General features: G+C 41.5%; 22 protein-coding genes. 5 read left to right on the top strand and 17 right to left on the bottom strand.

Annotation, left to right across the window (positions count from 1 at the left end):
* Positions 1-77 precede the first annotated feature (77 nt).
* From ACGE0T_RS19350 to polA, 6 genes are all read right to left on the bottom strand, one after another.
* Positions 78-401: a hypothetical protein gene (locus ACGE0T_RS19350; RefSeq protein ID WP_459188207.1), complete on the bottom strand. Its 324-nt coding sequence runs from the start codon at positions 399-401 to the stop codon at positions 78-80.
* Between the two features lie 118 nt (positions 402-519).
* The gene (locus tag ACGE0T_RS19345; RefSeq protein ID WP_459188206.1) at positions 520-936 is read right to left on the bottom strand and encodes a hypothetical protein; all 417 of its coding nucleotides are present in this window, start codon (positions 934-936) and stop codon (positions 520-522) included.
* A 131-nt stretch (positions 937-1,067) separates the two neighbouring features.
* A complete protein-coding gene (locus ACGE0T_RS19340) occupies positions 1,068-1,361 on the bottom strand; it encodes a hypothetical protein (protein WP_459188205.1) in 294 nt (97 codons plus the stop codon).
* Between the two features lie 237 nt (positions 1,362-1,598).
* A complete protein-coding gene (locus tag ACGE0T_RS19335) occupies positions 1,599-2,270 on the bottom strand; it encodes a hypothetical protein (protein ID WP_459188204.1) in 672 nt (223 codons plus the stop codon).
* Between the two features lie 366 nt (positions 2,271-2,636).
* A complete protein-coding gene (locus tag ACGE0T_RS19330) occupies positions 2,637-3,812 on the bottom strand; it encodes a 6-bladed beta-propeller (RefSeq protein WP_459188203.1) in 1,176 nt (391 codons plus the stop codon).
* An 18-nt stretch (positions 3,813-3,830) separates the two neighbouring features.
* Positions 3,831-6,620, bottom strand: coding sequence for a DNA polymerase I (gene polA / locus ACGE0T_RS19325; protein WP_459188202.1), 2,790 nt, complete (start codon positions 6,618-6,620; stop codon positions 3,831-3,833).
* A 100-nt stretch (positions 6,621-6,720) separates the two neighbouring features.
* On the opposite strand from polA, the gene ACGE0T_RS19320 reads away from it, so the two are divergent.
* Positions 6,721-7,695 (top strand): polyprenyl synthetase family protein, encoded by a 975-nt coding sequence (locus ACGE0T_RS19320; protein WP_459188201.1) that lies wholly within the window; start codon positions 6,721-6,723, stop codon positions 7,693-7,695.
* A gap of 363 nt (positions 7,696-8,058) precedes the next feature.
* Here ACGE0T_RS19320 and deoC read toward each other — a convergent pair whose 3' ends face one another.
* From deoC to ACGE0T_RS19280, 8 genes are all read right to left on the bottom strand, one after another.
* Positions 8,059-8,988, bottom strand: coding sequence for a deoxyribose-phosphate aldolase (deoC, locus tag ACGE0T_RS19315; RefSeq protein WP_459188200.1), 930 nt, complete (start codon positions 8,986-8,988; stop codon positions 8,059-8,061).
* Between the two features lie 4 nt (positions 8,989-8,992).
* A complete protein-coding gene (locus ACGE0T_RS19310) occupies positions 8,993-9,325 on the bottom strand; it encodes a nucleotide pyrophosphohydrolase (protein WP_459188199.1) in 333 nt (110 codons plus the stop codon).
* A 2-nt stretch (positions 9,326-9,327) separates the two neighbouring features.
* A complete protein-coding gene (gene dtd / locus ACGE0T_RS19305; protein WP_459188198.1) occupies positions 9,328-9,780 on the bottom strand; it encodes a D-aminoacyl-tRNA deacylase in 453 nt (150 codons plus the stop codon).
* Between the two features lie 4 nt (positions 9,781-9,784).
* Positions 9,785-11,593 (bottom strand): excinuclease ABC subunit UvrC, encoded by a 1,809-nt coding sequence (gene uvrC, locus ACGE0T_RS19300; RefSeq protein ID WP_459188197.1) that lies wholly within the window; start codon positions 11,591-11,593, stop codon positions 9,785-9,787.
* Between the two features lie 81 nt (positions 11,594-11,674).
* Positions 11,675-13,552 (bottom strand): tRNA uridine-5-carboxymethylaminomethyl(34) synthesis enzyme MnmG, encoded by a 1,878-nt coding sequence (mnmG, locus tag ACGE0T_RS19295; RefSeq protein ID WP_459188196.1) that lies wholly within the window; start codon positions 13,550-13,552, stop codon positions 11,675-11,677.
* Positions 13,553-13,643: 91 nt separating this feature from the next.
* Positions 13,644-14,975 (bottom strand): zinc-dependent metalloproteinase lipoprotein, encoded by a 1,332-nt coding sequence (locus ACGE0T_RS19290; protein ID WP_459188195.1) that lies wholly within the window; start codon positions 14,973-14,975, stop codon positions 13,644-13,646.
* Positions 14,976-15,039: 64 nt separating this feature from the next.
* A complete protein-coding gene (gene ybeY, locus ACGE0T_RS19285; protein ID WP_459188194.1) occupies positions 15,040-15,480 on the bottom strand; it encodes an rRNA maturation RNase YbeY in 441 nt (146 codons plus the stop codon).
* A gap of 158 nt (positions 15,481-15,638) precedes the next feature.
* Complete coding sequence (locus tag ACGE0T_RS19280) at positions 15,639-16,871, bottom strand: nucleoside recognition domain-containing protein (RefSeq protein WP_459188193.1); 1,233 nt, start codon at positions 16,869-16,871, stop codon at positions 15,639-15,641.
* 87 nt (positions 16,872-16,958) lie between these two features.
* Here ACGE0T_RS19280 and ACGE0T_RS19275 point away from each other — a divergent pair, with 87 nt between their 5' ends.
* From ACGE0T_RS19275 to ACGE0T_RS19260, 4 genes are read left to right on the top strand one after another with little or no spacing between them, the layout of a single operon-like run.
* Positions 16,959-17,921 carry a 2-hydroxyacid dehydrogenase family protein gene (locus ACGE0T_RS19275; protein ID WP_459188192.1) on the top strand — a complete coding sequence of 321 codons (963 nt, stop codon included), beginning with the start codon at positions 16,959-16,961 and terminating at the stop codon, positions 17,919-17,921.
* Entirely contained in the window at positions 17,918-18,625 is a 708-nt protein-coding gene (locus tag ACGE0T_RS19270; RefSeq protein ID WP_459188191.1) for a DNA alkylation repair protein, read from the top strand. Before ACGE0T_RS19275 ends, ACGE0T_RS19270 begins: the two co-directional genes overlap by 4 nt.
* A gap of 7 nt (positions 18,626-18,632) precedes the next feature.
* Positions 18,633-19,379: a TIGR02757 family protein gene (locus tag ACGE0T_RS19265; protein WP_459188190.1), complete on the top strand. Its 747-nt coding sequence runs from the start codon at positions 18,633-18,635 to the stop codon at positions 19,377-19,379.
* The gene (locus ACGE0T_RS19260; RefSeq protein ID WP_459188189.1) at positions 19,376-19,978 is read left to right on the top strand and encodes an LOG family protein; all 603 of its coding nucleotides are present in this window, start codon (positions 19,376-19,378) and stop codon (positions 19,976-19,978) included. The genes ACGE0T_RS19265 and ACGE0T_RS19260 overlap by 4 nt, the downstream gene beginning before the upstream one ends.
* A gap of 143 nt (positions 19,979-20,121) precedes the next feature.
* On the opposite strand, the gene ACGE0T_RS19255 is transcribed toward ACGE0T_RS19260, so the two are convergent.
* From ACGE0T_RS19255 to ACGE0T_RS19245, 3 genes are all read right to left on the bottom strand, one after another.
* A complete protein-coding gene (locus tag ACGE0T_RS19255) occupies positions 20,122-21,864 on the bottom strand; it encodes an ArnT family glycosyltransferase (protein WP_459188188.1) in 1,743 nt (580 codons plus the stop codon).
* A 175-nt stretch (positions 21,865-22,039) separates the two neighbouring features.
* A complete protein-coding gene (locus ACGE0T_RS19250) occupies positions 22,040-24,106 on the bottom strand; it encodes a GDSL-type esterase/lipase family protein (RefSeq protein ID WP_459188187.1) in 2,067 nt (688 codons plus the stop codon).
* A 128-nt stretch (positions 24,107-24,234) separates the two neighbouring features.
* Positions 24,235-25,854, bottom strand: a complete 1,620-nt coding sequence (locus ACGE0T_RS19245; RefSeq protein ID WP_459188186.1) for a BNR-repeat neuraminidase N-terminal domain-containing protein — start codon at positions 25,852-25,854, stop codon at positions 24,235-24,237.
* Between the last annotated feature and the right edge of the window lie 238 nt (positions 25,855-26,092).

The raw sequence follows: 26,092 nt of genomic DNA, 5'->3' as shown, positions 1-26,092 counted from the left end.
GAGCAGTAAAGCCGGAAAGGGCTTACTGCTCTTGCATGGTATGTAAGTAGGGTATAAGTAGAGTTTATTATTTGCTTTTAATTCTGTGGGGCTTGTGCTTCCTCACGGGTGTATTCTATAGCCGGATTGACTTCCTGTCCGTCTTCTTGGATCAGGCTAAGCTTTTTTCCGAATTCAGACAGTTTGAAGATATATTTAATATCTTCGGAATCTTTAGCTGAAACTTTGATTTCATCTCCTTCACGAATAGAAGTAAAGTCGTTTTCATTGATCTTTACTAATGCTGAAGCCTGATAGGGCTCGGAAACACCACTGGAAGTCTCACCTTTTATGCGTTCTTCTCCGAATAGAATTGATTTGACAGTCTGCTGCTCATTACTTGTCCAATTGGTGTTTGTCATATTAGGGGTTTTTAACCAACCATCTGAGCTACCACCTTTTAAATAATCAGATTTGTTTAATGAGCTCCAATCCCAGTCTTCAGAAACAGAATCAAAAGTTGTTCTGTAAGTAGCTATTTTACTTATATATGGGAACATCTATCTCATTTGTATTTTTAGGACCAAATGCTATTATAAGTTCCCTAATTTCTGCGATTTGATTATCGAAAACTTTGCTTGAGTTTCCATCTGTTTCAAGATATTTAGCTCCTATAGTATAGGTAAACTCATCTACTTGACGTAAGTCTGGATAAATCTTCTCAACAGCATCTACAAAATATTTCCTGAAGTTAACAGAATCACCACTTGCTTTGAGAAACTGGAATGAATACGTTCTTCCTTTATAGGTGGCTGTTGGTTCTGTCGGAGTAGTCGGTTCAGTAGGGGGAGTCGGACCTTCTGAAACAGGATCATCTTTTCCACAACTTATTAAAATAAATGAACAGGCCATTGCTATGGCAAGACACATTAAATGTAAATTTTTCTTCTTTTTCATACTGTTATAAAATAGAGTGATTATTTTGTGTGCAAAAGTATTATTTAATTCCCGAAAAACTTCAAGGAGTTAAACAATACGTATGTCAAATAGTCCTTTGCGAGGTGTTATTTCGTCCAGAACCTGCTTGTTTAGGGATGTATGGCGTTACGATATTCTGTTGGAGTCATGCCTGTTTTTAACTGAAATAGCCGTTGGATGGTGCGTATGTTTGTGATTCCTGACTCTTCTGCAATCCCTTCTGTTGCATATTTTATGCTTTCCCGGTAATCTCCATATTTATAAGCCATATCCGCCATGCGCTTGATGATTTGGAAATATCGTTGGGGATTCAGACGGATGGAGTCGTTCTGGTATACCAGTAGATTATATTTCCGGGCAATTCTGGGCATGTCAAGACCTCCTCCATAAACTATTGCCCGCATATTATTTATTTGAAATGAGGTAGTATATGTTTTTCATCTTCTTTGAATGGATAAGATCATGAATAATATTGTAAAAGTAGAATTATTATGATGAAGTTTAACCTTTTTACCGATATTTATAGAGTCGGAGGGCAAATCAAAAGTGTAGGCCTTACTTTTGATGCCCTCCTGTCTACATTCAGAAAAATAAAAAATCATTGGCCCTTGTCCTGGCGGAGGTAAGGGAGGATGTTCGTATTAATAATCCAATATGGCACGTACTTGTCGTTTTTCTTTTTTGGGACATATATCCTGAGTTCCTGTTGCCATATTGAAGGTTACTCCCAAATCTATCATTGCATTGTCTTTACACCAGTAATCTTCATCGTATATCATAGTCCCTTGTTGTTTGGCAAGGCAGAGGTTCAAATCCTGATGTTTGTTATATAAAGTTGTTAGGTTTAGCATATCAGGTAGATGCCAGACGCCCAAAATATCATCCGATATCGTTTCGCAATGAATTAATCCGTCATAATAATTGAACGTTTGTTCATGAAGCGACATAACCGAGCCTTTGTATTTTATAATATCCGGTTCCGCATTCATGTTAGGAGATTCTGTTCCGGATTGAATTACAATGCCTCCGGCATAAATGTCTCCCACCGAAGGTGCTTCCAGAAGAGGGAGATGGATACCTTTGGTTATTTCATATCCTTTCCCCGGATAATAATATATAAAATGATTTAAAGAAGTAGTAAAACGGATGGAACGGATATGACTTATCTCATCCGGTATGCTGATTGAGATACCTTGGTCAGACAGGTCGATATCCGGCGTGGTAATGCGCAGGGAAGGAGCATCCTCGGAAATAAACTCGAATGCTGCTTTCAATACCGATGCAGGAAGATTCTCTGGGAATATGAAATACATAACCACTCTGTTGCCCATCTGTTCCCGTGGATGGAGAATATAATAAAAGCGTGGGAACTGTCATCTACCCAAGCAAGAGGTATCGCCAAACACCTATCCCGCAGATAGACAACAGCCCACGCTTAATGTTATATATACTATATATATATACAAAAAACGTGAGGCATTTGTTGTCTACTGTCCTTGCGTGATAAAAAATTGGCGATTTTCTTGCTTAAGGACAATATGATAACGCTTCTGTTTTCAGTTATATGTATGCAACGCTTTGCAAAAGAATAAAACAAAGATAGTATAAAGATATGAATTATAAGAACTCTGCTTTGAATTTCTTAATGTGCTTCCAGCCAGTTTATACCTTTCCGGCAATTATTTTTTATCTCGTTTTTTAAACTTGAGGAGCATTAGTACCGGATTATCTTCTTCTTTTAGGGTAGATGCTATCTTTTTGAGCTTGTCATCCATTATTTCATCATTCTGATAGGCTTCTACTAAATCCATTGCATTTAATGTAATCAAGCCGTAACCGTAAGATACGGGTGATAAGTTGATGTATTTCGGGTCCATATCCCGGTTGGTGATAGCACGATTATGGTAAACGGGCTCAAACCATTCCCGGTAGCTTTTGTCGTACATATATACTTTACTGTTTTCTTGTATACCTGCACTCATATCGCTCATCCTGACCTTTACATTTCGGGGGATTCTGCTGATCCAGGCATATAGATCATTCATCCCTAAAAAATGTAAAAGCGGGGCTTCTTTATCTTTTGTAGGAGCATGAAGCGGTATCATTACCGGTTCTTTTTTTAAATTGGGATGGAGTTGAAAGACCGTGTCCAAAGCAAAACTTGTCAACCATATTTTATCCTTACAACTGTATAATAAAGGTAAAAGGCCGTAAGCGTCACTCGTATGCCCGTCATCCCAAAGTATTTTCCGGTTACTGGCTATAAAAAAAGGGACTTCTATAGATAGTGTATCTGCCTTTCCTTCATTTTTAGATAAGGTAAAATAAGGACGGTAAGGTTCTTTTGCCCCTTGTCTGTCTTTACTGCATAAAAGATGGTTGTCATCCAGGTTATGGATGTCCATATCCATAATATTTTCTTTAAGTAGCGTACGAAGATAATTTCCAGAGAAATCGTATACTTTTAAACTGGTATAATCCGCTATGAATACTTCTTTTCGTTTCCAGTCTATGATCTTGAATATAATCGCATTATATTCTTCCGGTCCTTGTCCTCTTCTACAAATACGACCTTGTAAATGCTGTCCTTTTGCATCAAAGATGAGAATTTCGCCAACTTTTCCTCCTCTCGTCACAATCCCTTCATTAGAAACAGTGGATGGAGTGGAGTTAACAAGAGCAGAGTCCGATGTTGCTATAGGTATATATTCTATGTCTGCTATATCCTGTAGATAGATTTCTTTTTGTGGAAAATCTTTTTCAACATCGACAATTATCGTTTTTGTCGTTGTTTCGTTTGTTCTTCCACAGGAGAAGATAGCAAGCAGGAGAAGGGGAAAAGCTGCGTATCTCATACTTATTATGTCTTTGGTTTAATGTGCTTCCAGCCAGTTTACACCTTCTCCGCAGTCGGCAATAAGAGGTACTTGCAACTTGATGGCGCCTTCCATTTCTTCCAGTACGATTTGTTTTACTTTATCAAATTCGTCTTTCCAAACATTGAAGTTGAGTTCGTCATGTACTTGCAGAATCATTTTGCTTCTTAGTCCCTCCGATTCGAAGCGGTTGAAGATACGTACCATGGCTACCTTAATAATATCGGCGGCACTTCCCTGGATAGGGGCGTTGATTGCATTTCGTTCGGCATATCCGCGTACAACGGCATTGTGCGAGTTGATATCCGGAAGGAAACGTTTACGTTTGTAGATTGTTTCCACATATCCTTTTTCTTTTGCAATATGAATGCTTTCGTCCATGTAGGCACGCACATCCGGATAAGTTCTGAAGTATCCTTCAATAAGTTCTTTGGATTCTGCACGGGGAATATTTAACCGTTCTGCAAGCCCGAATATAGAGATACCATATATAATACCGAAGTTGGCGGTTTTTGCTTTACGTCGCATATCCGAGGTTACTTCTTCTACTGGTATGCCGTATATTTTGGCCGCAGTAGTGGCATGGATATCCGCTCCGCTCCGGAAGGCTTCTATCATATGCTGGTCGTTGCTCAGATGTGCCATGATACGAAGTTCTATCTGCGAATAGTCGGCGGAGAAGAATATGCAGGCGCTATTATCGGCTGTAAATGCTTTTCGGATTTCTCGTCCCAGTTCATCCCGGATTGGAATGTTCTGTAAGTTCGGATTGGTCGAGCTGAGGCGTCCGGTAGCGGTTACCGTCTGATTGAATGATGTATGTATCTTGCCTGTTCTCGGGCTAATCAGTTCCGGCAAAGCATCGATATAAGTACTGAGCAGCTTTTTCAGCCCGCGGTATTCCAATAGTTTCCCGACCACAGGATGTTTCGAGCGCATCTTTTCCAATATATCTTCGCTGGTACTGTAGCTACCTGTTTTAGTCTTTTTTGCTTTTTCTTCTATTTTCAACCGTTCGAACAGGATTTCACCGACCTGGCGGGCCGAATTTATATTGAACTTAACGCCGGCAAGTTCGTAAATTTCTTTTTCCAGTTTTTTCAATTCGGCTGTTAATTGCTCTGACGATTGTTTGAGCGCTTCTGTATCGAGAGTGACTCCGGTCAGCTCCATTTCTGCCAGCACATAGATTAACGGCATTTCGATATCGTAGAAAAGGGATTCTATATCTTCCTCTTTTAATAAAGGAGCGAAATAGTTTTTCAGTTTCAATGTCACGTCGGCATCTTCAGCAGCATATTCCGTTATCTGCTGGACGGGAACGTCGCGCATGGTGAGTTGCTTTTTCCCTCTCGGCCCGATTAATTCTTCTATATGTACCGTTTTATATTTAAGATAGGTTTCTGCCAGGTAATCCATCCCATGACGTAATTCAGGATTCATCAGGTAGTGGGCAATCATGGTATCGAATAATGGACCGGCAACCTTTATGTTATATTTGCGGAGTACCAATATGTCGAATTTTATATTTTGTCCGATTTTTTGAATTTTCGGATTTTGCAGGGCAGGAGTGAAGGGGGCGATTACTTTGTCTGCTTCTTCCCGTTTTGCTGGCACTGGTACATACCATGCCTCATTTTCTTTTACAGCAAATGACATTCCGACCAATCCGGCGCTTAATGGGTCGATGGCGTCTGTTTCCGTGTCAAAAGCAAAAAAATCCTGACTACTTAAAAATCGGGCTAAATCCTCCCTTTTTTCCTCTGTATCAACAAGATGATAGGTGTGTGGCGTCGATTTTAAGTCCGCGAGAGTCGAATATTTGGGAGCTTCCGTATTCTCGGGCGCAAATTCTTCAAAGAGAAAGCCTTGAGTCGGACCCTTTGGGGTAGCAACCGGAGATGCAATCTGTTTGGATTTTTCCGCTACTTCAGTTAGTTTGTTAATAAATGTTCTAAATTCTAATTCTGTGTAAATCTTTACCAGTTGCTCTTCATTTACCTTTTCGCGGATACATGATGCCGCATCAAACTGGATCGGTACGTCCGTGCGGATTGTTGCCAGGAATTTAGAGAAACGGATTTGTTCTACATTTTCGCTTACCCTCTTTTGGACCGCGCCTTTTAACTTGTCCGTATTTTCTAAAAGATTTTCAATGGAACCGAATTCATCCAATAATTTCTGAGCGGTTTTTTCTCCCACACCAGGACAACCCGGAATATTGTCTGAACTGTCACCCATAAGTCCAAGCAGGTCGATAACCTGCTCGACCGAGGTCAATCCGTATTTGTTCAATACCTCCGGAATCCCCATGACTTCGTAATCGCCTCCGAACTTTGGTCGATACATAAATATGTGTTCGGATACCAACTGGCCGTAGTCTTTGTCGGGAGTCATCATATAAACATCGAATCCTTCCTTTTCGGCCTGTTTGGATATGGTGCCGATTACATCGTCGGCTTCGAAGCCGGCAACTTCCAGTATCGGGATATTATAAGCCTGAATGATTTCCTTTATAATAGGAACAGACTGGCGGATTACTTCCGGCGTCTCTTCACGTTGTGCTTTATATTGTTCGTATGCCTCATGGCGGAAAGTAGGGCCCGACGGGTCGAATGCTACAGCTATGTGGGTGGGAGCTTCCCGCTTCAATACATCTTCAAGGCTGTTGATGAATCCGAAGATGGCCGATGTATTCATTCCTTTTGAATTTATACGCGGATTTTTGATGAAAGCGTAGTAAGACCGGTAGATCAAAGCATACGCATCTATGAGGAATAACTTCATTGCTTTTAACACGTTTTTAGTGTGACATTTGTCGGTAAATGTACGAAAAAACTCGCTTACTCGATAGTTTTTGTTACTTTTGCGCATCTTTGGATTTATTATGGATAATAGAAGAAAAATAGAGGAAGCGGTTTCTGAGGAATTTCGACGTTTCAATGATGAGTTTGATGCTTCACTTAGGAGTGAGACTCGCCGGTTACAGGCAGCCATAGATCAAATACTGAATGCAACAGGGAAGCATGTTCGCCCCTTGTTGGTTCTTCTTACGGCTAAAATGTGTGGCCAGGTTACAAATGATACGATCAATTCGGCTGTTCTGTTGGAGCTGCTCCATACGGCGACGCTTATCCATGATGATGTGATAGATGAGACGAAACAACGTCGTGGTCTTCCCTCTCTAAATGCCATATTCGATAACCGTATATCTGTGTTGGTAGGCGACTATGTACTGTCTACTGCATTAATCCGCTCTATCCGTACTGGTAATTTGCGAATTATCGGCATCGTTTCGAATCTCGGACGGGATTTGTCCGAAGGTGAAATCAAACAGCTGGAAACAGCAGAAGAAAGTATTTTGGATGAAGCATGTTATATGCAGGTAATTCGTAAGAAGACTGCAATGTTGCTATCTGCTTGTACGGAAATCGGTGCCATTTCATCCGGCGCTTCCGATGAACTTATTGATAAGTGCCGTGAATTTGGAGAATATTTAGGTTTTGCTTTCCAGATTAAAGACGATATATTCGACTATTTTAAAGAAGCAAATATCGGCAAGCCGACCGGGAATGATATCCGGGAAGGAAAGATAACGCTGCCACTGTTGTTTGCCCTTCGTGAGGGTAGGAGAGAAGAGGCAGACCGTTGCTTGCGGATTATTAAAGAAAAAGATTTTTCAGTTGAGAACATCGATTTGCTGATAGACTTTGCCAAAGCAAATGGCGGCATCGAATATGCAGAGATGCGGATGGAAGCGTATCATGATAAGGCGATGGAAGTGCTTCGGACATTGCCACCTTCAGATGCACAGGAAGCCTTGTTGCTGCTTGCCGATTATATAGTAAAACGGAACAAGTAATAGCATTTCCTCACTTAATTCCTGAAAATAGTTTTCCAATTATACTGTCATACCATCATTTAAAGAGATAAACGATTAGTTTTCAAACGAATGATAGTATGACAGTTCCTTTTTACAACTATCATACTATCATTTATTTTATCAAAATAAAGTAAGCCTTTTTTATAAGGTATATTGCTTATTTTCAAAAGGATGATATGCTTTTTTGTTTGATATCCCCGTCTGGATGGTATCGAGGCCCGGGTCCCGATACCATCCGGACGGGGGCCTGAACTGCGTGGAAATGGGATTGTCTTGTATATTATCTCTTTCTTTTTCGCAATTAATCTATAAGTTTGTGCGAATAAATACTTAGGTCTCCGGTTACTCGCCCAATCGTTTTTCGATGTCTTCAACCAGGCTGCTCGCTCCGATACGGAACAAATCTTTATTCAGCCAGTCTTTGCCCAAAACTTTTTTTACGATTGTGTAATAGGCAACAGCTTGTTCGGCTGTCCGTACTCCTCCTGAAATCTTGATACCTACTTTGCGCCCGGCGATGGAATGGTATGTTTTTATAACCTGGCACAGGGTGTAAACTGCTTCCGGTGTTGCTCCCGGGTATCCTTTCCCTGTAGATGTTTTGATGAAATCTGCACCGGAATAAAGGGCAAGAATAGCGGCACGCTGGATGTTTTCCGGTACTACCAATGCGCCGGTTTCCAGAATTACTTTCAATTTCGCTTCACGGCAGCTTTCTTTTATTTCTTGAAGTTCTTCGGCTATCTCTTCGAAATTATCCTCCATGAAATAGCCCAGGTTCATTACAACATCGATTTCATCGGCTCCCTGCATAACTGCCATTGCTGTTTCTGCTATTTTTACTTCCATAAAGGTCTGGGAGGAGGGGAAGCCTGCGGCAACAGAGGCTATCTTTACATCCTGTGCGGTAAGTGCCTGCTTCACTGTTTCAACAAACAAAGGGTAGGTGCAGATAGCAGCTACATTTGGGATATCAGGGCGTGTACCTTCAAAATCGTTCACTTTATCCACCAGTTTCCATATACTCTCTTTCGTATCGATGCTGGTGAGGGAGGTGAGGTCGATATAGCCGTGAATCTGCTTTAAAACTTCAGGGGTGAAGTTTTCCTTCTCATGTTTTTCAAGGAGAGCTTGTACTTTTCCTGCTACTTGTTCAGCACTTCCTGGATGTTCAAATTTGCCGAATGCATCATGATATTTATCTGTATGATGTTCTTCTTCGTGATGATGGTCATGCCCGCAATTACAGTCATGTTCATGTTCGTGTACCATTGTTTTATAATTTTTGATTGTTTATATGTCGTTCTTTATCCCGGTCGGTTTTCTTTTGCAGGTTCTTTTCAAAAGCCGTTGTAAGGTCTACGCCTGTCTGGTTTGCCAGACAGAGCAGTACCCAAAGAACATCTGCCATTTCATCGCCTAAATCGCGGTTTTTATCGCTTTCTTTAAAAGATTGTTCACCGTAGGTACGTGCCATGATACGTGCCAGTTCACCCACTTCTTCAGTCAGGATAGTCATATTGGTAAGCTCGTTAAAGTAGCGGACACCATAGGTTTTAATCCAATTGTCCACTTTTTCCTGCGCTTGTTGTAAGGTAATATCAGCCATCGTTATTCTTTATTTTGCGAGTCGATTAGGATGGTAACCGGCCCGTCATTCAATAATTCTATTTTCATATCAGCCCCGAAAGTTCCGGTTGCTACCTCTTTTCCTATCTGTAAACCCATTTCTGCACAGAATGCTTCATACATAGGAATGGCAAAATCCGGTTTGGAAGCATGAATGTAGGAGGGACGGTTCCCTTTCTTTGTGGAAGCGTGAAGAGTGAACTGGCTAACAACCATAACCTCGCCGCCCGCATCAATTACAGACCGATTCATAACTCCGTTTTCATCGTCAAAAATACGTAGATTAGCAATCTTTTTGCATAGCCATTCAATATCTTCTTGTGTATCCCGGTCTTCGATACCCACCAACACAAGCAGTCCGTTCCCAATTTTCGATTTCACTTCCCCGTCGATGGTCACGGAGGCATACTGTACCCGTTGTGTAACTGTTCTCATATTTTTATTTTAAACCATTTAATAAAGCCTTTGTTTTGGCTTCTCCGATAATTTCTTTCAGTTCGTCGAAGTTCGCTTCACGTATCCGTTTTACGCTTTTAAAATGACGTAAAAGTACTGTTTTAGTCTTTTCTCCGATACCTTTTATTTCGTCTAATTCCGATTTGGTTTGGTTCTTGCTCCGTTTGTCTTTGTGGAAAGCGATGGCGAAACGATGAACTTCATCCTGTATCTGCGTAAAGAATTTGAACATGAAACTTTGTATCGGCATTCCGATAGTTTCAGGAGGAAACCCGAACAGCAGTTCCGAAGTCCGGTGCTTTCCGTCTTTCGCCAGACCGGCAATCGGGATATCCAGGTGAAGCTCGTCCTGAATGACTTCGCGTACAACCTCCATTTGCCCTTTTCCTCCATCTGTAATCAACAGTTCGGGCAGGGGAGAGCCTTCTTCGATGGCACGCTGGTATCGCCGACGTACCACTTCTTTCATGGAGGCGTAGTCATCGGGTCCTACTACTGTTTTTATATTGTATTTCCGGTAATCCTTTTTCGATGGTTTCGCCATTTTAAAAACAACACACGCGGCCACCGCATCACTTCCCTGTATATTGGAGTTGTCGAAACATTCGATATGGACAGGGAGTTTAGGCAGATGCAGCGTATCCTGGATTTCTTTTAAAAGGCGCGTGCTCCGTTGTTCCGGATTGAGCTTTTCCGCCTGTTTTAATTTATCGACCTTGTACTGCTTTACATTCATTTCGGATAATTCGATTAATTTCCGTTTGTCTCCCCGTTGGGGAATTGTAAAGGATACATTTTCCAGTTCCATATCCAGAGCAAAAGGAATGATGATTTCCCGCGCTGTGCTTTTGAACCGGTTTCTCATTTCTATAATGCCAAGGCTCAATAATTCTTCTTTTGTTTCGTCCAGGCGTTTTTTGTACTCGAAAGTATATGCCTGTACAATCGCTCCATTGCCGATATGCATATAATTGATATAGGCCGAATGTTCATTCTCTGCAATCGAAAAGACATCTATATTGTGCAGCATGGGCGTAACCACCGTCGACTTGGAACGGTAGTTTTCGATTACTTCATATTTTTCTTTTATCTTCTGCGCTTCCTCAAAACGTAATTCGCCTGCAAGCGTTTGCATCTGTTTATACAGGTGTTTACTAATTTGCGAAATATTTCCGCGAAGTATTTCCTTTATTTCAGAGATGTTTTGTTGGTATTCTTCCAGTGTTTGCAATCCTTCGCAAGGTCCTTTGCAGCGTTTGATGTGATATTCCAGGCAAACTTTGTATCTTCCTTCTGTAATTGCTTCCGGTGTAAGTGGTAATTTGCAGGTGCGTATCGGATATAAATCTTTCAACATTTGAAGCATTACTTTTGCTGTATATAGGGAAGGGTAGGGCCCATAGTATTGCGAACCGTCACGAACAATATTGCGCGTTTGAAAAACACGTGGAAAATATTCGTTTTTTACAATGATGGAAGGATAGGTCTTGTCGTCCTTCAACAATACGTTGTAGCGTGGGCGGTATTGTTTAATCAGATTGTTCTCTAATAAAAGAGCATCTTCTTCGGTATCGACAACAATATATTTAATGTCGCGTATTTGTTTTACCAGTACACGTGTTTTTTTGTTGTCGTGTTCTTTATTGAAGTAGGAGGAAACACGCCGTTTCAGATTCTTTGCCTTACCTACATAGATGATGGTCCCCCGTTCATCAAAGTATTGGTAACAGCCTGGCTTCTTCGGTATGACGGAAAGGATTGTTTTTATATATTCGTCTTTTTCTGTAGCCATCTTTTGTATGTTTCCTCCCTATTCCCAGTATTTTAGCTTATTCCTATTAAAGTAAATGTTTCACGTGGAACATTTTGGATTTTATCTCCCAAGAAGCACCAGCAGGATGTTTATATCGCTGGGTGAAATACCCGGAATACGGCTTGCCTGTGCAATCGTTTCCGGATCGATCCGGGTTAATTTCTGGCGTGCTTCGGTTGATAAAGACTGAATTGAGTTGTAATCGAATTTACCTTTGATATGGATATTTTCCAAGCGGTTTATTTTGTCGGCAATGATTTGTTCACGTTTGATATATCCGCTATACTTCATTAGGATTTCTGCTGCTTCGATAATTTCTTCCTTGCGCGAAGCCGGTACTTTATCTAATTCAGTCCGAAGTGCAGGAACTAATTCCGACATATTTTCAAGTGTGACTTGAGGACGGAATATCAAATCGAGCAGTTTGCATCCGTGAGCGAGTGGGGTAGTCCCTAATGCTTCCAATCCGCTATTTATATATTGCGGCTTTACGGAATAGTTTTCTGCAAAAGAAATAATGGCATCACGGCTTTCTTTCTTTTCATTCAATAAATCGTAGCGATCTTGTTTAGCCAAACCTAACCGGTAAGACTTTTCAGTAAGACGCATATCCGCATCATCTTGCCGGAGTAGAATACGGTACTCGGCACGGGATGTGAACATACGGTAAGGTTCGTCTACACCTTTTGTTACCAAATCATCGATTAAAACTCCGATATAGGCTTCATCGCGTCCCAATATGAATGCATCTCCGCCGTGACAGTTTATATGTGCATTTATTCCGGCAATGATGCCTTGTCCGCCTGCTTCTTCATATCCTGTTGTTCCATTAATCTGTCCGGCAAAGAATAGATTATGGATTTGCTTAGTCTCCAGGTTATGGTTTAGCTGGGTCGGATCAAAGAAGTCATATTCGATGGCATAACCGGGACGATATATTTGAACGTCGCGGAATGCCGGTATAGCTTGTAAAGCACGAATCTGTATATCCAGAGGTAGGGAAGAGGAGAAGCCGTTCAGATAATATTCTTCTGTAGTTTCACCTTCCGGTTCGAGGAATAGCTGGTGCTGCGGCTTATCGGCGAACGTTACGATTTTAGTTTCTATACTCGGGCAATAGCGTGGCCCGATACTTTTAATTTGTCCGTTATAAAGCGGAGAGTCGGGGAGACCCTGACGCAATATTTCATGGCAGGCTTCGTTTGTAAAAGCAGACCAACAACTCAATTGTTTTAATACGCGATGCGAGGTGTCCATATAAGAGAACTTATGGAAATCGTTCTCGCCCGGTTGTTCTGCCATTTCATCAAAATGAACGCTACGTCCGTCTATGCGTACGGGGGTTCCGGTTTTCATTCGTTCGGAACGTATGCCTAATGAAACCAATTGTTCCGTTAATCCTGTTGCTGCCGGTTCTGAAATACGTCCTCCGCGTATTTGCGTTCGTCCGATGTGAAGCAAGCCATTTAGGAATGTACCGTTTGTCAATACGACACATTTGGCACGAAACTCTACATTCATACCGGTTTTAACCCCGCAAACTACGTTTCCATCGAGAAGTAACTCATGCACTGTGTCCTGCCAGATATACAGGTTGGGCATATGCTCGAGTATTCCTCGCCAGCAATCTATAAAACGGGCACGGTCGCTTTGTGCACGCGGGCTCCACATGGCAGGGCCTTTGCTGCGGTTTAACATACGGAACTGGATGGCTGTATGGTCTGTCACAATTCCCATATAACCCCCTAATGCGTCGATTTCGCGAACAATTTGCCCTTTAGCTATGCCTCCGACAGCCGGATTGCAACTCATTTGTGCAATCTTGTTCATATCCATTGTTATGAGGAGTGTCTTCGAACCCAGATTGGCAGAAGCGGCTGCTGCTTCACAGCCGGCATGTCCGGCACCTACCACGATTACATCGTAATTGAAAGTCATTGTCTATTATCTCTTTGTTTCTTTTGCAAAGATAATCACACTCTTGCATTCAGTCATCATTGGTTATGACTTTTAAACAAATGGGAGCCGGTTATTTGATAGTACGTACCGGAAGGTCCAATGGTTCATCCGATGTGGTTGTTGATTTGGTTATCCCCTTCTGGGCTCCTGGCATTAGCGGGCTGAAGTTTAATACGTAACGGATGCGTTTGCACTGCTCTTCTGTAAACTGGTCGGTGTATCCGAATGAATAATCCATGATGTTGTGGGATGTATAGGTTTTGTTGTTACAGTCGGTCCGCTGTGTGTAGTATGTCCAATCGTAAGAGGATTGCTTGGCAGTGTTTATGTACCATTCTATATATTTGGGCCGGTTATAGGTAGGTGTATCTTTACAGTAATCCGTGTCTTTACAGTAGTCCTTCATTGCTCCTTCCTCTTCTGTAAAAACATGGAAGAGTCCGAGATAATGTCCCAGTTCATGAGCCAATGTTACATTTATGTCTGCCTGATCATGTTTACTCTCTGTACTTTGGTTGTATATGTAAGAGCTGTTGATAGATACACAGTGAGGGTATTTCAAGTTGCTCAGCGTCATATATGAATAAGAAGAGACCATAAGTCCGTCCAGCGGGAATCGGGATGTGGTATAAGGCAAATGAGAGATGCCTGTCACATCACTTTTTGTTTGTTGCGTACTGCTCGGAAGGAATTTATAAACCATGATATTGATGAATAAGTTCGGGTCCCATAGCAAATCGTTGTAAGTTCCTCTTGTGTCATTCATAAAAAGGTCACAATCTATGGGATAAGTTCTCGTCCATTGAATGCGTTCTACTCCCGGTTCTTCCAGTAACTTGCCATCCGGAGTTTCTGTAGCTAATACAAATTCGATTTTTATATCTGCACTGTGGGTCGAGTTCCGGTATTTTTGGTTTACTTTATCCAGTATCTCTTTGAATCGTCCTTTGTCGATATATTGTTCCCTGTCTGTTTTGTCTTTATAGAGAATATGGAAGATTACGGGTAACTTGTAAACTGTCACCATATCCGGTTCCGGAGCCGGCTCTTTCGCGGCATTCTGGTCTATTCTTATCCTTTTTTTCTGAGCTTTTTCTGAAGTGATGGTTACAGTTGCCGTTCTCGCCGTGTATGTCTTGTTTTCATCGATGGTAATAGATATGGTCTGATTGTTTGTGCCGGTTGCCGGATTAGGCGTACACCAAGTTGTATTACTGGTAGCTGTCCATGTTGTATCGCATGTGATATGTACAATTTGCTTGGAGCCTTTTTCGCTTATACTGTCAAATGAAGAATCTGAAACCTCTAATATGGCTGTGTTTACCGGATCAACCTCATCCTTGCCGCATCCGGAGACAAAGAATAAGATTGTTGTCAGTAAAATTAATAGTTTTCCATTCATATTAGAGGCTTTTTTTGAAAATCCAAAGATAGATAAACAATTTGAATTTAGTGAAAGGGGCTGTTTATAAATCAATTTGCCTGCATTTTTCCGGAAGTATTTCCAATGCCTTGTTTTCATTGGCTTCCATTATTTCCCGCTCTCCCGGCCCTTTATCATTTATGCCGCAAAGATGGAGAATCCCATGGATAATGGTACGGTGGAGTTCCTCATTATAGGGCGTATTGAATGCCTCTGAGTTGGTTTTCACCGTATCCAGGCTTATGAACAAATCTCCGGATATTTTATTCCCGCTGGTATAGTCGAAAGTAATGATATCCGTATAATAATCATGTTGCAGGTACTGGCGGTTTACTTCCAGGATCTTTTTATCAGAGCAAAAGATATAACTGATATCCCCTGCTTTTTTTCCATAAGTTTCAGCTACTGCTTTAATCCAATTGCTGACTTCTTCGTCTTTTATGGGGGGAAGTTCTATATCTTCTGCATAAAATTTTATTGCCATAATTCTATATTTATTACAGGTGTATTGTTAAAAAATATTACCTACCGTACTAATTGAAATTACCTACCGTACTAATTGAAATTGCCTGCGGTACTAATTCAAATTAGCTGCGGTACTAATTTTATTTTATAAGGCATGTATTTTTATGCCTGTTTGTTTCATGTAAAAAATACATATGCCAGACCGATTGCGGCGATAGCTCCAACTAAATCTGCCAGCAGTGAACATTGAATCGTATAACGGGTATTACGGATTCCCACGCTTCCGTAATAAAGGGCTACCACATAAAAAGTAGTATCACATGAACCCTGTACAATGGAAGAAAGACGTCCTACAAAAGAGTCCGCACCGTATGTTTTCATTGCATCCAGCATCATCCCCCGGGCACCGCTTCCACTGAGTGGCTTCATCAGGATTGTGGGCAGGCCTTCTACAAACTGTGTATCCAGTCCGATTGCTCCCACCCCTGTACGAACTCCCCCAATGATAAAATCCATTGTACCGGAAGCACGGAAAACTCCGATAGCAACGAGTATGGCGATCAAATAAGGAATGATTGTAACTGCCGTATGAAAACCTTCTTTGGCTCCTTCGATAAATGTATCATATACATTGATTTTCTTGCGTAGTCCACTGATTATAAATCCACAGATAATCGTAAACAACAACGTATTCGAAAACAAGGTGGAGTAAAGTGAAACCTGCTCCTGATCCATCGTTTTGAAAAGGTATACCAGACTGCCGATAAAAAGGAACATTCCTCCGAAAAATAAAACCAGATTTTTCTGTAGAATATTAATTTTTTGTTTGATACAGACTGCCAGAATAGCGACTAAAGTGGATGTGAAGGTCGCCAGCATAATCGGCAGGAATACATCCGAAGGGTTGGCTGCTCCCATCTGTGCACGATACATCATAATTGTAATCGGGATCAATGTAAGTCCCGAGGCATTAATACAAAGAAACATAATCATCGGATTACTGGCAGAATCTTTCTGAGTGTTCAGTTCCTGTAGCTGCTGCATGGCTTTTAATCCCATGGGAGTCGCGGCATTGTCCAGCCCCAGCAGGTTCGCCGAAAAGTTCATAAAGATGGAACCTGTTACCGGATGGTTTGCCGGTATACTAGGGAAAAGTTTGCTGAATACAGGAGCGGCCAGGCGGGCAAATGACTGTATGACTCCTCCCTTCTCCCCGATTTTCATAATTCCCAGCCAGAGGGAAAGGATACCTGTAAGACCGAGGGAAATTTCGAAACCGGTCTTTGCCGAATCAAAAGAGGCATTGATAATATTTGTAAAAACCTGGGTATCTCCTCCGATAACCAGTTTTCCCAATGCTACGACAAATGCAATCAGAAAGAAAGCAATCCAGATATAATTTAAAACCATGCTGTGTGTATTCTTAATATATGATTGCAAAAATAGGAATAATTGATAAGAGATTTGTATTTTTGCTACCTATAAATCAGAATAGTTATGGCAAAGATACTTGTGACTTACGACATGTTCCGCGAGGGTTTTACCGAACTGGTGGACAAATATGACGTTACTTTTCCCGAAGGAAGGGATTTTACTTACGAAGAAGTTTTTGAAATGATACCGGAATATGATGTGCTTTGTTCCATGTTTGATTTTCCGGTTGATAAGAAATTAATAGATCATGCTCCGAAGTTGCAACTGATAGCAAATTATGCCGTTGGCTATAATAATATAGACGTGGCATATGCTCTGGAAAAAGGATTGACTGTAGCGAATACTCCTGATCCGGTTACTGCCCCTACTGCCAATCTTGCTTTAGGGCTTATGCTGGATGTGGCACGCCGGATTACGGAATGTGACCGTAAACTGCGTACTTTAGGTAAGGCTATGAAGGTCGGAGTTTTGGAAAATCTGGGTATGAATGTTACTGGAAAAACGTTGGGTATCCTGGGGATGGGACGTATCGGAAAAGCTTTGGCTAAACGGGCAAATGCGTGTGGCATGGAGGTGGTTTACCATAACCGCAGACAATTGTATATTGAGGAAGAGACAAAGTTAAATGTGACATATGTTTCTAAAGAAGAACTACTTGCAAATTCGGACTTTGTTTCATTAAATGCTCCATATACTTCTGAGACACACCATATTATAGGCGAGAAAGAATTGAGACAGATGAAGCCTACTGCCATTCTGATTAATACGGCACGCGGTCCTTTGGTTGACGAACAGGCCTTGATTAAAGCACTGCAGGACGGTACTATATGGGGAGCTGGCCTCGATGTGTTTGAATTTGGAGATTATCCTCTGCCCGAATTGTTGGCTATGGATAATGTGGTGCTTACTCCGCATATCGGGACACAAACAACAGAAGTACGGGTCGTGATGGCGCGTACGGTATGTGATAATGTAATCGGATTTTTAGAAGGCGACCGTCCTGTGTCACGAGTTTTACGCCCATGACAGCAGATTTTATACTAAGCGAACTCCGTTCGGTTGGTTCTGCTGAAAAGGCTGTCCATTTGAGTCGCTTTTTTAAAACGGCTCCCGGGCAGTATGGAGAAGGAGACCTTTTCTTAGGGGTAGTCGTTCCGCAAACGCGTAGTATTGCCAAAGAAAATAAGACAGCCCCCTTGGAGGAGCTTCAAAAACTTCTGAACAGTCCATGGCATGAAGCAAGGTTATGTGCTTTGCTTATTTTGGTACTTCGCTATAAAGACCGGAAAACAACTCAGGAAGACCGGGATCATATTTATCGTTTTTATTTGAAAAATACCCACAGATGCAATAATTGGGATTTGGTGGATTTGTCATGCCGGGATATTGTAGGAGAATACCTGGTGGACAAAGACCGTTCCCCTCTTTACCGGCTGGCTGAAAGTGATAATCTTTGGGAACAACGGATTGCAGTGGTTTCTACCTGGGCATTTATCAGGCGTTCCGATTTTACGGATATCCTGACTCTTGCCGAGTATTTTATAACGCATAAACACGATCTGATGCATAAGGCTGTCGGGTGGATGTTGCGTGAAGTAGGGAAAAGAGACAGGGATACTCTAACTGATTTTCTGGAACGTTTTGCGACTCGCCTACCCCGTACATCCCTTCGCTATGCTATCGAGCATTATCCGGAAGATCAACGGCAATATTTTCTAAAAATGAAATAAATAACGAATGAAGCATGAAATAAAAAAGAACCTGAAAGAATGGGCGGAAATCTATAATGTCAAATCTTTTATAAAAGATGATCCGATACAATTTCCTCATCGGTATAGTCGGAAACAAGATATTGAAATATCCGCGTTTATTACTTCGTGGATTTCTTATGGAAGTAGGCCTCTGATATTGCGTAAAGCAGATTGGCTGCACAGTCAGATGGGCAAAAGTCCATATGAATGGATTTTATCAGAGGGTTATAAGGAGTTAGAACAGGATGTTCCTATTGGTAAAAGAGATACTTTCTATCGTTTTTATACCTATTCCGATTTGTATGCACTTTGTGAAAGATTACGGGAGATCTATACACAATATGATTCGATGGAAGATGCCATAGACGAGTCTCTTTATATAAATCCGGTGATAAAGTTGCGGAATTTGTTTAAAGATATAAATGGCATACCATTAATGTCCAGTAAATCCGCTTGTAAAAGGTTGTCAATGTTCCTTCGTTGGATGGTCCGTTCTGATGGTATTGTTGATTTTGGAATATGGAAAACTGCTGTTAAACCTTACCAGTTGATTATCCCGCTGGATACGCATGTACACCAGATTTCCCTGAAACTTGGACTGACCAACCGGAGTACGGCAACATTGGTTACGGCACTTGAGATAACCGAAGCCCTCTCCCATGTTTTTCCCGGTGACCCGTGTTTAGGTGATTTTGCCTTATTTGGCTATGATATAAATAAAGATAGAAGATGATACGGGATGATAAAAAAACATTGAAATCCGTGTGTGTGTATTGTGCCTCCAGCACTAAAATTGATTCGGTTTACTTTGAAGCTGCGTCTGAACTCGGGCGTCTGCTTGGTGAGCGGAAGCTTCGCGTAATCAATGGAGCCGGAAGTATCGGATTAATGCGCACCGTTTCGGATGCAACGCTTGCTGCCGGAGGAAGTGCAGTTGGAGTAATTCCCCGTTTTATGGTAGAGCAGAATTGGCATCATTCGGGACTTACCGAACTTATCGAGGTGGAGACCATGCATGAACGGAAACAGTTGATGGCTGATTTATCTGATGCAATAATCGCTCTTCCCGGAGGATGTGGTACGTTGGAGGAACTTTTGGAAGCAATCACCTGGAAACAATTAGGTTTATACCTGAATCCGATTGTTATATTAAACACGAACGGTTATTTTGATCCCTTGCTGGCAATGTTCCAAAAAGCGGTCGATAAAAATTTTATGCGGTCCCAGCATTTGAAACTGTGGGCGGTTGCCAAAACTCCACAGGAAGCTGTTGATTTGATTTATTCGGAGCCGAAATGGGATAAGAACGTCCGTAAATTTGCGGCGATTTAGGATGGACAGATAGGTTTGCATGCATTCTCCCATGACAACTGCACCGGTTTTGTTTTTACAGGTGGTTTACATCCTCCATAAGCAGAAGGGACAAAACCAGGCAGGTCATAAGGGAATGCTTATTCAGCATATAGTTTACATCCTTATCGGATAGGTGTTTTTTTCGTGAATTCATAAATTTCTGCAATATCACCGGAAACCCGTTTAGGAGAAGTGTAGAAAAGCTTAAAGCTATATCCTTCTTTTTCAAATTCCGGAAGATATTGTTCCGCATCACGTTTACCCAGCAACAGATAACCTTCGGCCGGACGTTTATCATAGAAGTCGTCAATCCGGTTTCCTAAATAGAAGTTGATGGAATAATAATGCAGGAAGTCGCCTGCCACATGCAGGTTATGTGACATGAATTCGTAGATATGTCCTTTATTTTCCGGTATAAGTTCTGCTATTTCAGCTGCCACGTCTTTGTCTGATTTAGCATTTAATACGGCCGGTTGATAAGCTCCGTCCAGTGCCAGATATATACCCATTGTAAGCGCTACGATGAAATAAAGCATCTGTTTGCTTATTGCATTTTTACGGCTGTATTGCCACCAGTAAGCACCTAATACTGTCGGAATCGCAATCAAGAGTAAAGCTCCGAATCCGCTAATGTTCTGTATCGCTTGCATAAACCGGATATTTTCATCTGCCCGTTTACCCTGGAAGATTGATTCAGGGATAAGTCCACATTTCACAGCAATAAAACATGCGAATAATAGCAAACTGAGCACAGCAAGAACCCCACCATATACTTTGATGGATTTCGCTTGTTTTTTTACCAGATAGAATAAATATTGTGCAAAGAAATAAGCGATAAACGGATAAATCGGCATCAGGTATACGCTACGTTTGCTTTGTGGAAAACAATAGAATACGAAAATGACCACAATACTTGTCAATGCAAATAAATTAACGGTATCCATTTCTGTAATCCATGTTTTAAAGCGGCTCCACCAGGCTGCCGGTTGAACTTTTACCTTACGATAGGTTAAACTGAAAAGAGAAAAGACTGCCATTAATGTCCAAGGTACATATCCCCCTATTAGCGTGACAAAATTATAAGGCCACGGATTTACACAGGAATCATAGCTCATTGTGTTTGTCATACGCCCGACATTTTCTTCCAGCATCAAGGCAAGAAACTCTTCTCCCCCCTGACGATAAGCAGCCATATACCAACAAGCCGGTAACACAAACGAAAGGATACCTGTTAAAGCTAAAAGGAAAAATGCTTTAAAGAAATTGGTTCCCCGTAATAGTAGAAATACGCCTGTTACCAGACAAGGAATGACGGAACCTACCGGACCTTTGGTAAAAGTCCCCAGGCTCATACAAAGAATGGCCAACCAGGGAAGCCCTTTCAGGCCTTTCTCATACCATTTGTAAAAAAAGTATAAGGCTCCAACCGTACAGGCTGTTAATACCATGTCTACCCTGCAGTTTGCTCCGGCACGATGTAATTCAAAATTTGTCAACGTGATGAATGCGGTAAGTAAGGCAATTTCAGCTCCTTTTCTTTTTGCAAAAAATAGAAAACCGCCCAATGTCATTAGAATCAAAGCGATGGCGGATGGAAGGCGGGATGTCATTTCTGTTACTTTATCTCCGTTTAATGCAGAGATAGCAGCTATACTCCAGTGAAAGAAAGGGGGTTTATAAGCCATTTCTCCACCATTGTTTCTGGGTAAAATCCAATTGTCTGTTTCCAACATGGTATAGGAAACGATAGACTCACGCGGCTCACCTTTGGTATGGTAGCTGGTTAATCCTAAAAAAGGAATAATAGTCACAATACAGATGACTAAAAGCAACCAAAAGGTTTTGTCGGTTTTTAATGTTTTCATTTTGCCTGGTTTTAATTTCTTTCCATTGTTAATGTGCAACTATTCGATAGCCTGTTTAGCGCGTGTAAAGATACACATTTTATTGTATTATATAAACTTACCCTCAAAGCTGCAAGCTTTTGGCTTCGTATTGTTGCAGGTTCGAGGGTATATCAGGGAATGTATCTGATTATTTTTATTCACTTCGGAAGGTAGAGGTTGGCAATTCTGATGCATTTACCAAATTGGCGCGTGTGAAAGGTTGCCAGCCGTAACGGACGAATTTGGGACTTTTGATCTGTTTATTCCATACCTTTATGGTTTGATTATCTATAATTTCAGCTTGTGCCGGTATGAATTGACCGTCATGTTCGGCTATTTCAAAAGTACGGATCGGATTATTGTCGGAAGTATGCATGCCTGCTCCATAGTCGAATGTAACATATGCAGCCCCATTTTTAAAGGTTACTGTCCGGAATAAAGGACCGGATGGAATTATATTCTGTCGATAAGTTTTGTTTAGTGCCCAACGGGCCAGACGCTCCCCTATTTCCCGTTTGTATCGGGGATGAACATCTAAAGAATCTCCTTTGTCGCTGCTTACTGCCATACCACTGTTTGGGATAATATCCATCAATTTGCGTTGGCTGTTGCGGAACCAGGTCCAACTCGGGCGATCGATACTTGAAAGTTGGACATAATAAAATGGTAATTCCTCCTGCCAGTTATTTCGCCAGCTATCTGTTAAGAGACGGAATAACTTTTCGTGTGCTTCCATATTGTGTGCATTCGACTCTCCTTGGTACCAGATAATACCTTTTATCGGAAATTGCTTTAATGGACGGATACCTGCCTCATACAAATAGCAAGGTTCATAAGGGTGGCGCTGTAATTTATTTGAAGATTTTTTGATATTTAAAGAGGCACGTCCCCTCACCCAGTCTTGAATGAAATCGTTTTGAAGCCAATTAGTGAGTATATCCGGAAAATCAAATTCCAATGTTTTACGGTCAATCCAGGCTTCTGCCGGTGAACCTCCCACTGCATTTAGTATTAATCCAATCGGAACCTGTAAACTGTCTGATAACATTTGTCCGAATGCGAAAGCAACTGCAGAAAAACGGTTGGCTGTTTGCTCGTTGCATTCCTGCCATCGAGTTTCTTTGTAATATTCCAGGCGATTCAAGGAGTCGAGAACTGATGTTTCCCATTCTTTTGCATAGGTCTCCCATCGGGGTTTCATATCGAAAAGACGGATTTGTGGTTTCTTTTGGGCAAATTCCAAGAATGCTTGCCGTTGGCAGTCTATTGCTTCGTCTACCCGGAATGCCATGTTGGATTGTCCGGAGCAAAGCCATACTTCTCCTGCTAACAGGTTCGTATATTGTAAAGTCTTTTTTTGAGTGGAAACAGTTAGTGTATAAGGACCTCCCGTAGTTAGCGGTTTAAGTGTGACATTCCATTTCCCGTATTGATTAGTTTTTGCCTGTATCCTTTGTTTGGCAATCCGGACTTCCACTACTTCTCCGGAATTAGCGGTTCCACTTATGGTTATAGGTTTATCTCTTTGCAATATCATATTATCCGAGTAGATAACAGGCATTTGGAGGCCACCGTAGTTTCCAGTTAGGGCCTGACTGACTGTGCGGGCAAGTATATTGGCTCCTTCACGAACCGGATGTATGGCATCCGGAAATAAATCGGGGCGATTGTATAACGGTTCATGCAGATCGATAAGTCCCGTGTGTCCTATAGCGGCTATTTCTTCGATGGATTGCTGGATTTGCCAATACCAGTCCCGTGTCCCGGATTTGAAACGTGGGTGGCTGTTGAATATGGGTGTCATTTTGCAAATCCAGATTTTACATGCTGGATTTGTCTGACGGAAAGAATCTATAAGTTCAAGATAGTTGTTTACAAAGTCGTCCCGGTAATTGGGCCAGTTACGAGGATCTGTATCGTTTAATCCGAGGTGGATGACGATAAGATCGCCTGCAAAATGAAGAGCCGCTTTATATTCTTCCTGTTCAGAGTATGGACGATGTCCTTTTTTTAGCAATGTAGCTCCACTTTTTCCGAAGTTTTCTACTTCATATTGATCTCCCAACATTTGTTGAAGTTGCGCCGGATAATTGTCTGTTTCACGGTTTTCCAGACCATATCCATAAGTTACGCTATTCCCAATACAGGCTACTTTTATTTTTGCGGCAGCATTATTAAGGATAAGAAGAAGAAAAATGATGATAAATATAAAGCGTTTCATTATTTAGTGTTCGTTTTTCCATTCTATTTTCTGAAGTAAAGGTAATAAAGAAGGAAAGCCGGCAGCCTATTCTGTCGGCTTCCATAGACATAGTATAGTTAATATGAACAAAATCTTTTTCATATCATTTATTTGATAATATCAGTAAGCTTGATAGCCTGGAATGTCATGTGTGCAACACTCGATTCATAGAAGATACCGACTGTTTCTTTGTCAATCATAGAAAGACAAGTATACCCCCAACCTTCATCTTCGTCCAGCATAACCTGGTATTCGGCAGGCCATGTCAAACCTCCATCCAGACTGGCTTTAATTGTAATATGATTACGTCCTTTAGTCGTATTCGGATTGGAGAAGAGTAATAGCTTTTTGCCTGTGATATTGTCTTTACCATTTACTTTTATCAAACTTGCCATGCAAACAGGTTCTTGCAATGCGCTGCGGCTGGATGGATGTTCTGTCCATGTTTTTCCTAAGTCTTTGGTTGTGGCGACTGCACGGCTTCCTCCACGGTTATCGCGCATATTTAGCATCAGGACGCCGGGCTCTACTTCTACAACTTGTGCCTCTGTTGTATTTGTTCGTGCCAGATTATGTAAATGCCATGTAGTTCCACGATCTTTGCTGTACATGATACCGGCATTGGGAACTCGGGTCGAGTCGATAAATTGGATAGGGAATACTAATGTACCATCGTTCATTGTAATACCTTTTCCCGGACCTTGCAATAAGAAATACCAGGACGGATCTTTTACTTGTGAAGTGATGTTGACAGGCTTACTCCATGTTTTTCCGTCGTCTTCACTTTTGACCAACATCAGTTGGGCCGTCTCATCTGGTTCCATCCCCGGCATAGAATTCCACCATGCACGCTGATTGCCCATTCCGTGAGTCCATGCCGCAACAATCCATATTGTATTTGTCTTTCTATCTACAAGGATAGAAGGATCTCCTACTCCGTTTTGACCATGAGGTAATCCGTCTGTCTGTCCGAATGTCATGGCGATACGCATCGGTTCCCAGGTTTGACCTTTATCAGTACTACGGCTGACACCTATATCCACCTTTTCCTGCAAATCGGCACTGTTTTCATAACGGACATCATATACACCCAGTAAAGTACCTTTGTTGGATGTTACTAATCCCGGAATACGGAAAGCTGCCGAACCGTCATCCCCTGCCTGGCGTACACCAATTCCTACACGACGTATATCTGCTTTTCCTTTCCATTCGATAGTTGCGGTACGGTCGTTTATATGGGCTTCGGATAGGGTCGCAGAAATCTTATTTAATAAAGATGCTTCCGGCTTCATCTGAATACTTACCCAGAAATAGTTCGTACCTTTTACCATTGGTTGTTTGGATGTCAGGATAATTGTACGTGCCGGACCGACTATTTCATCCTGTTTAACAGAATAGGCAGGATTGGCTGCACGTGTTTGTCCCGGTTTATGGCTGGAAATATAAGTTACCGGGCTAAAATACTCTCCTGTTCTGGATTTAGCCTCCGTCCCTCCGTAGAATAAGCGAATGGCTTGTATATCTTCTGTTTTGGTATCATTTTCGAAATGGAGAACCAGTTTGTTCAATACATCTCCTTTTTCTGCAGGGATACGCATTAGGAACAATACATTGTCCGTACGGTCAATGAGGATGGGGATTTCCGGTTCCTTTACATACAAGCTGTCTGTAGCAAAGGCGGTTTGTACGAAAAAAAGGAGACAGAAATAGATAAAAATCTTCTTCATGACGTTTAACTTGTTAAGTTAGTAGTATTTGAACTCCAAAGATAGTAATAATCATGAATTGAACAATAGACAGGTGTGCTATGGTATTCAATTGGCTGCTTGATTTGTATGGAAGATGATGGGTAGCAAAGGTGATGGAATAATAACCTTTTACAAATAAAAGAATTCCGGTACTGATGAGTTAATACTATCGATTTAAACTCATGCTAAGTACCGGAATTCGTATTTTTTGTCTGAA

This window comes from Parabacteroides sp. APC149_11_2_Y6 (assembly GCF_054506995.1).
Note: the sequence above shows the minus strand (reverse complement) of the source record. Positions and strands in the feature narration are given on the sequence as shown.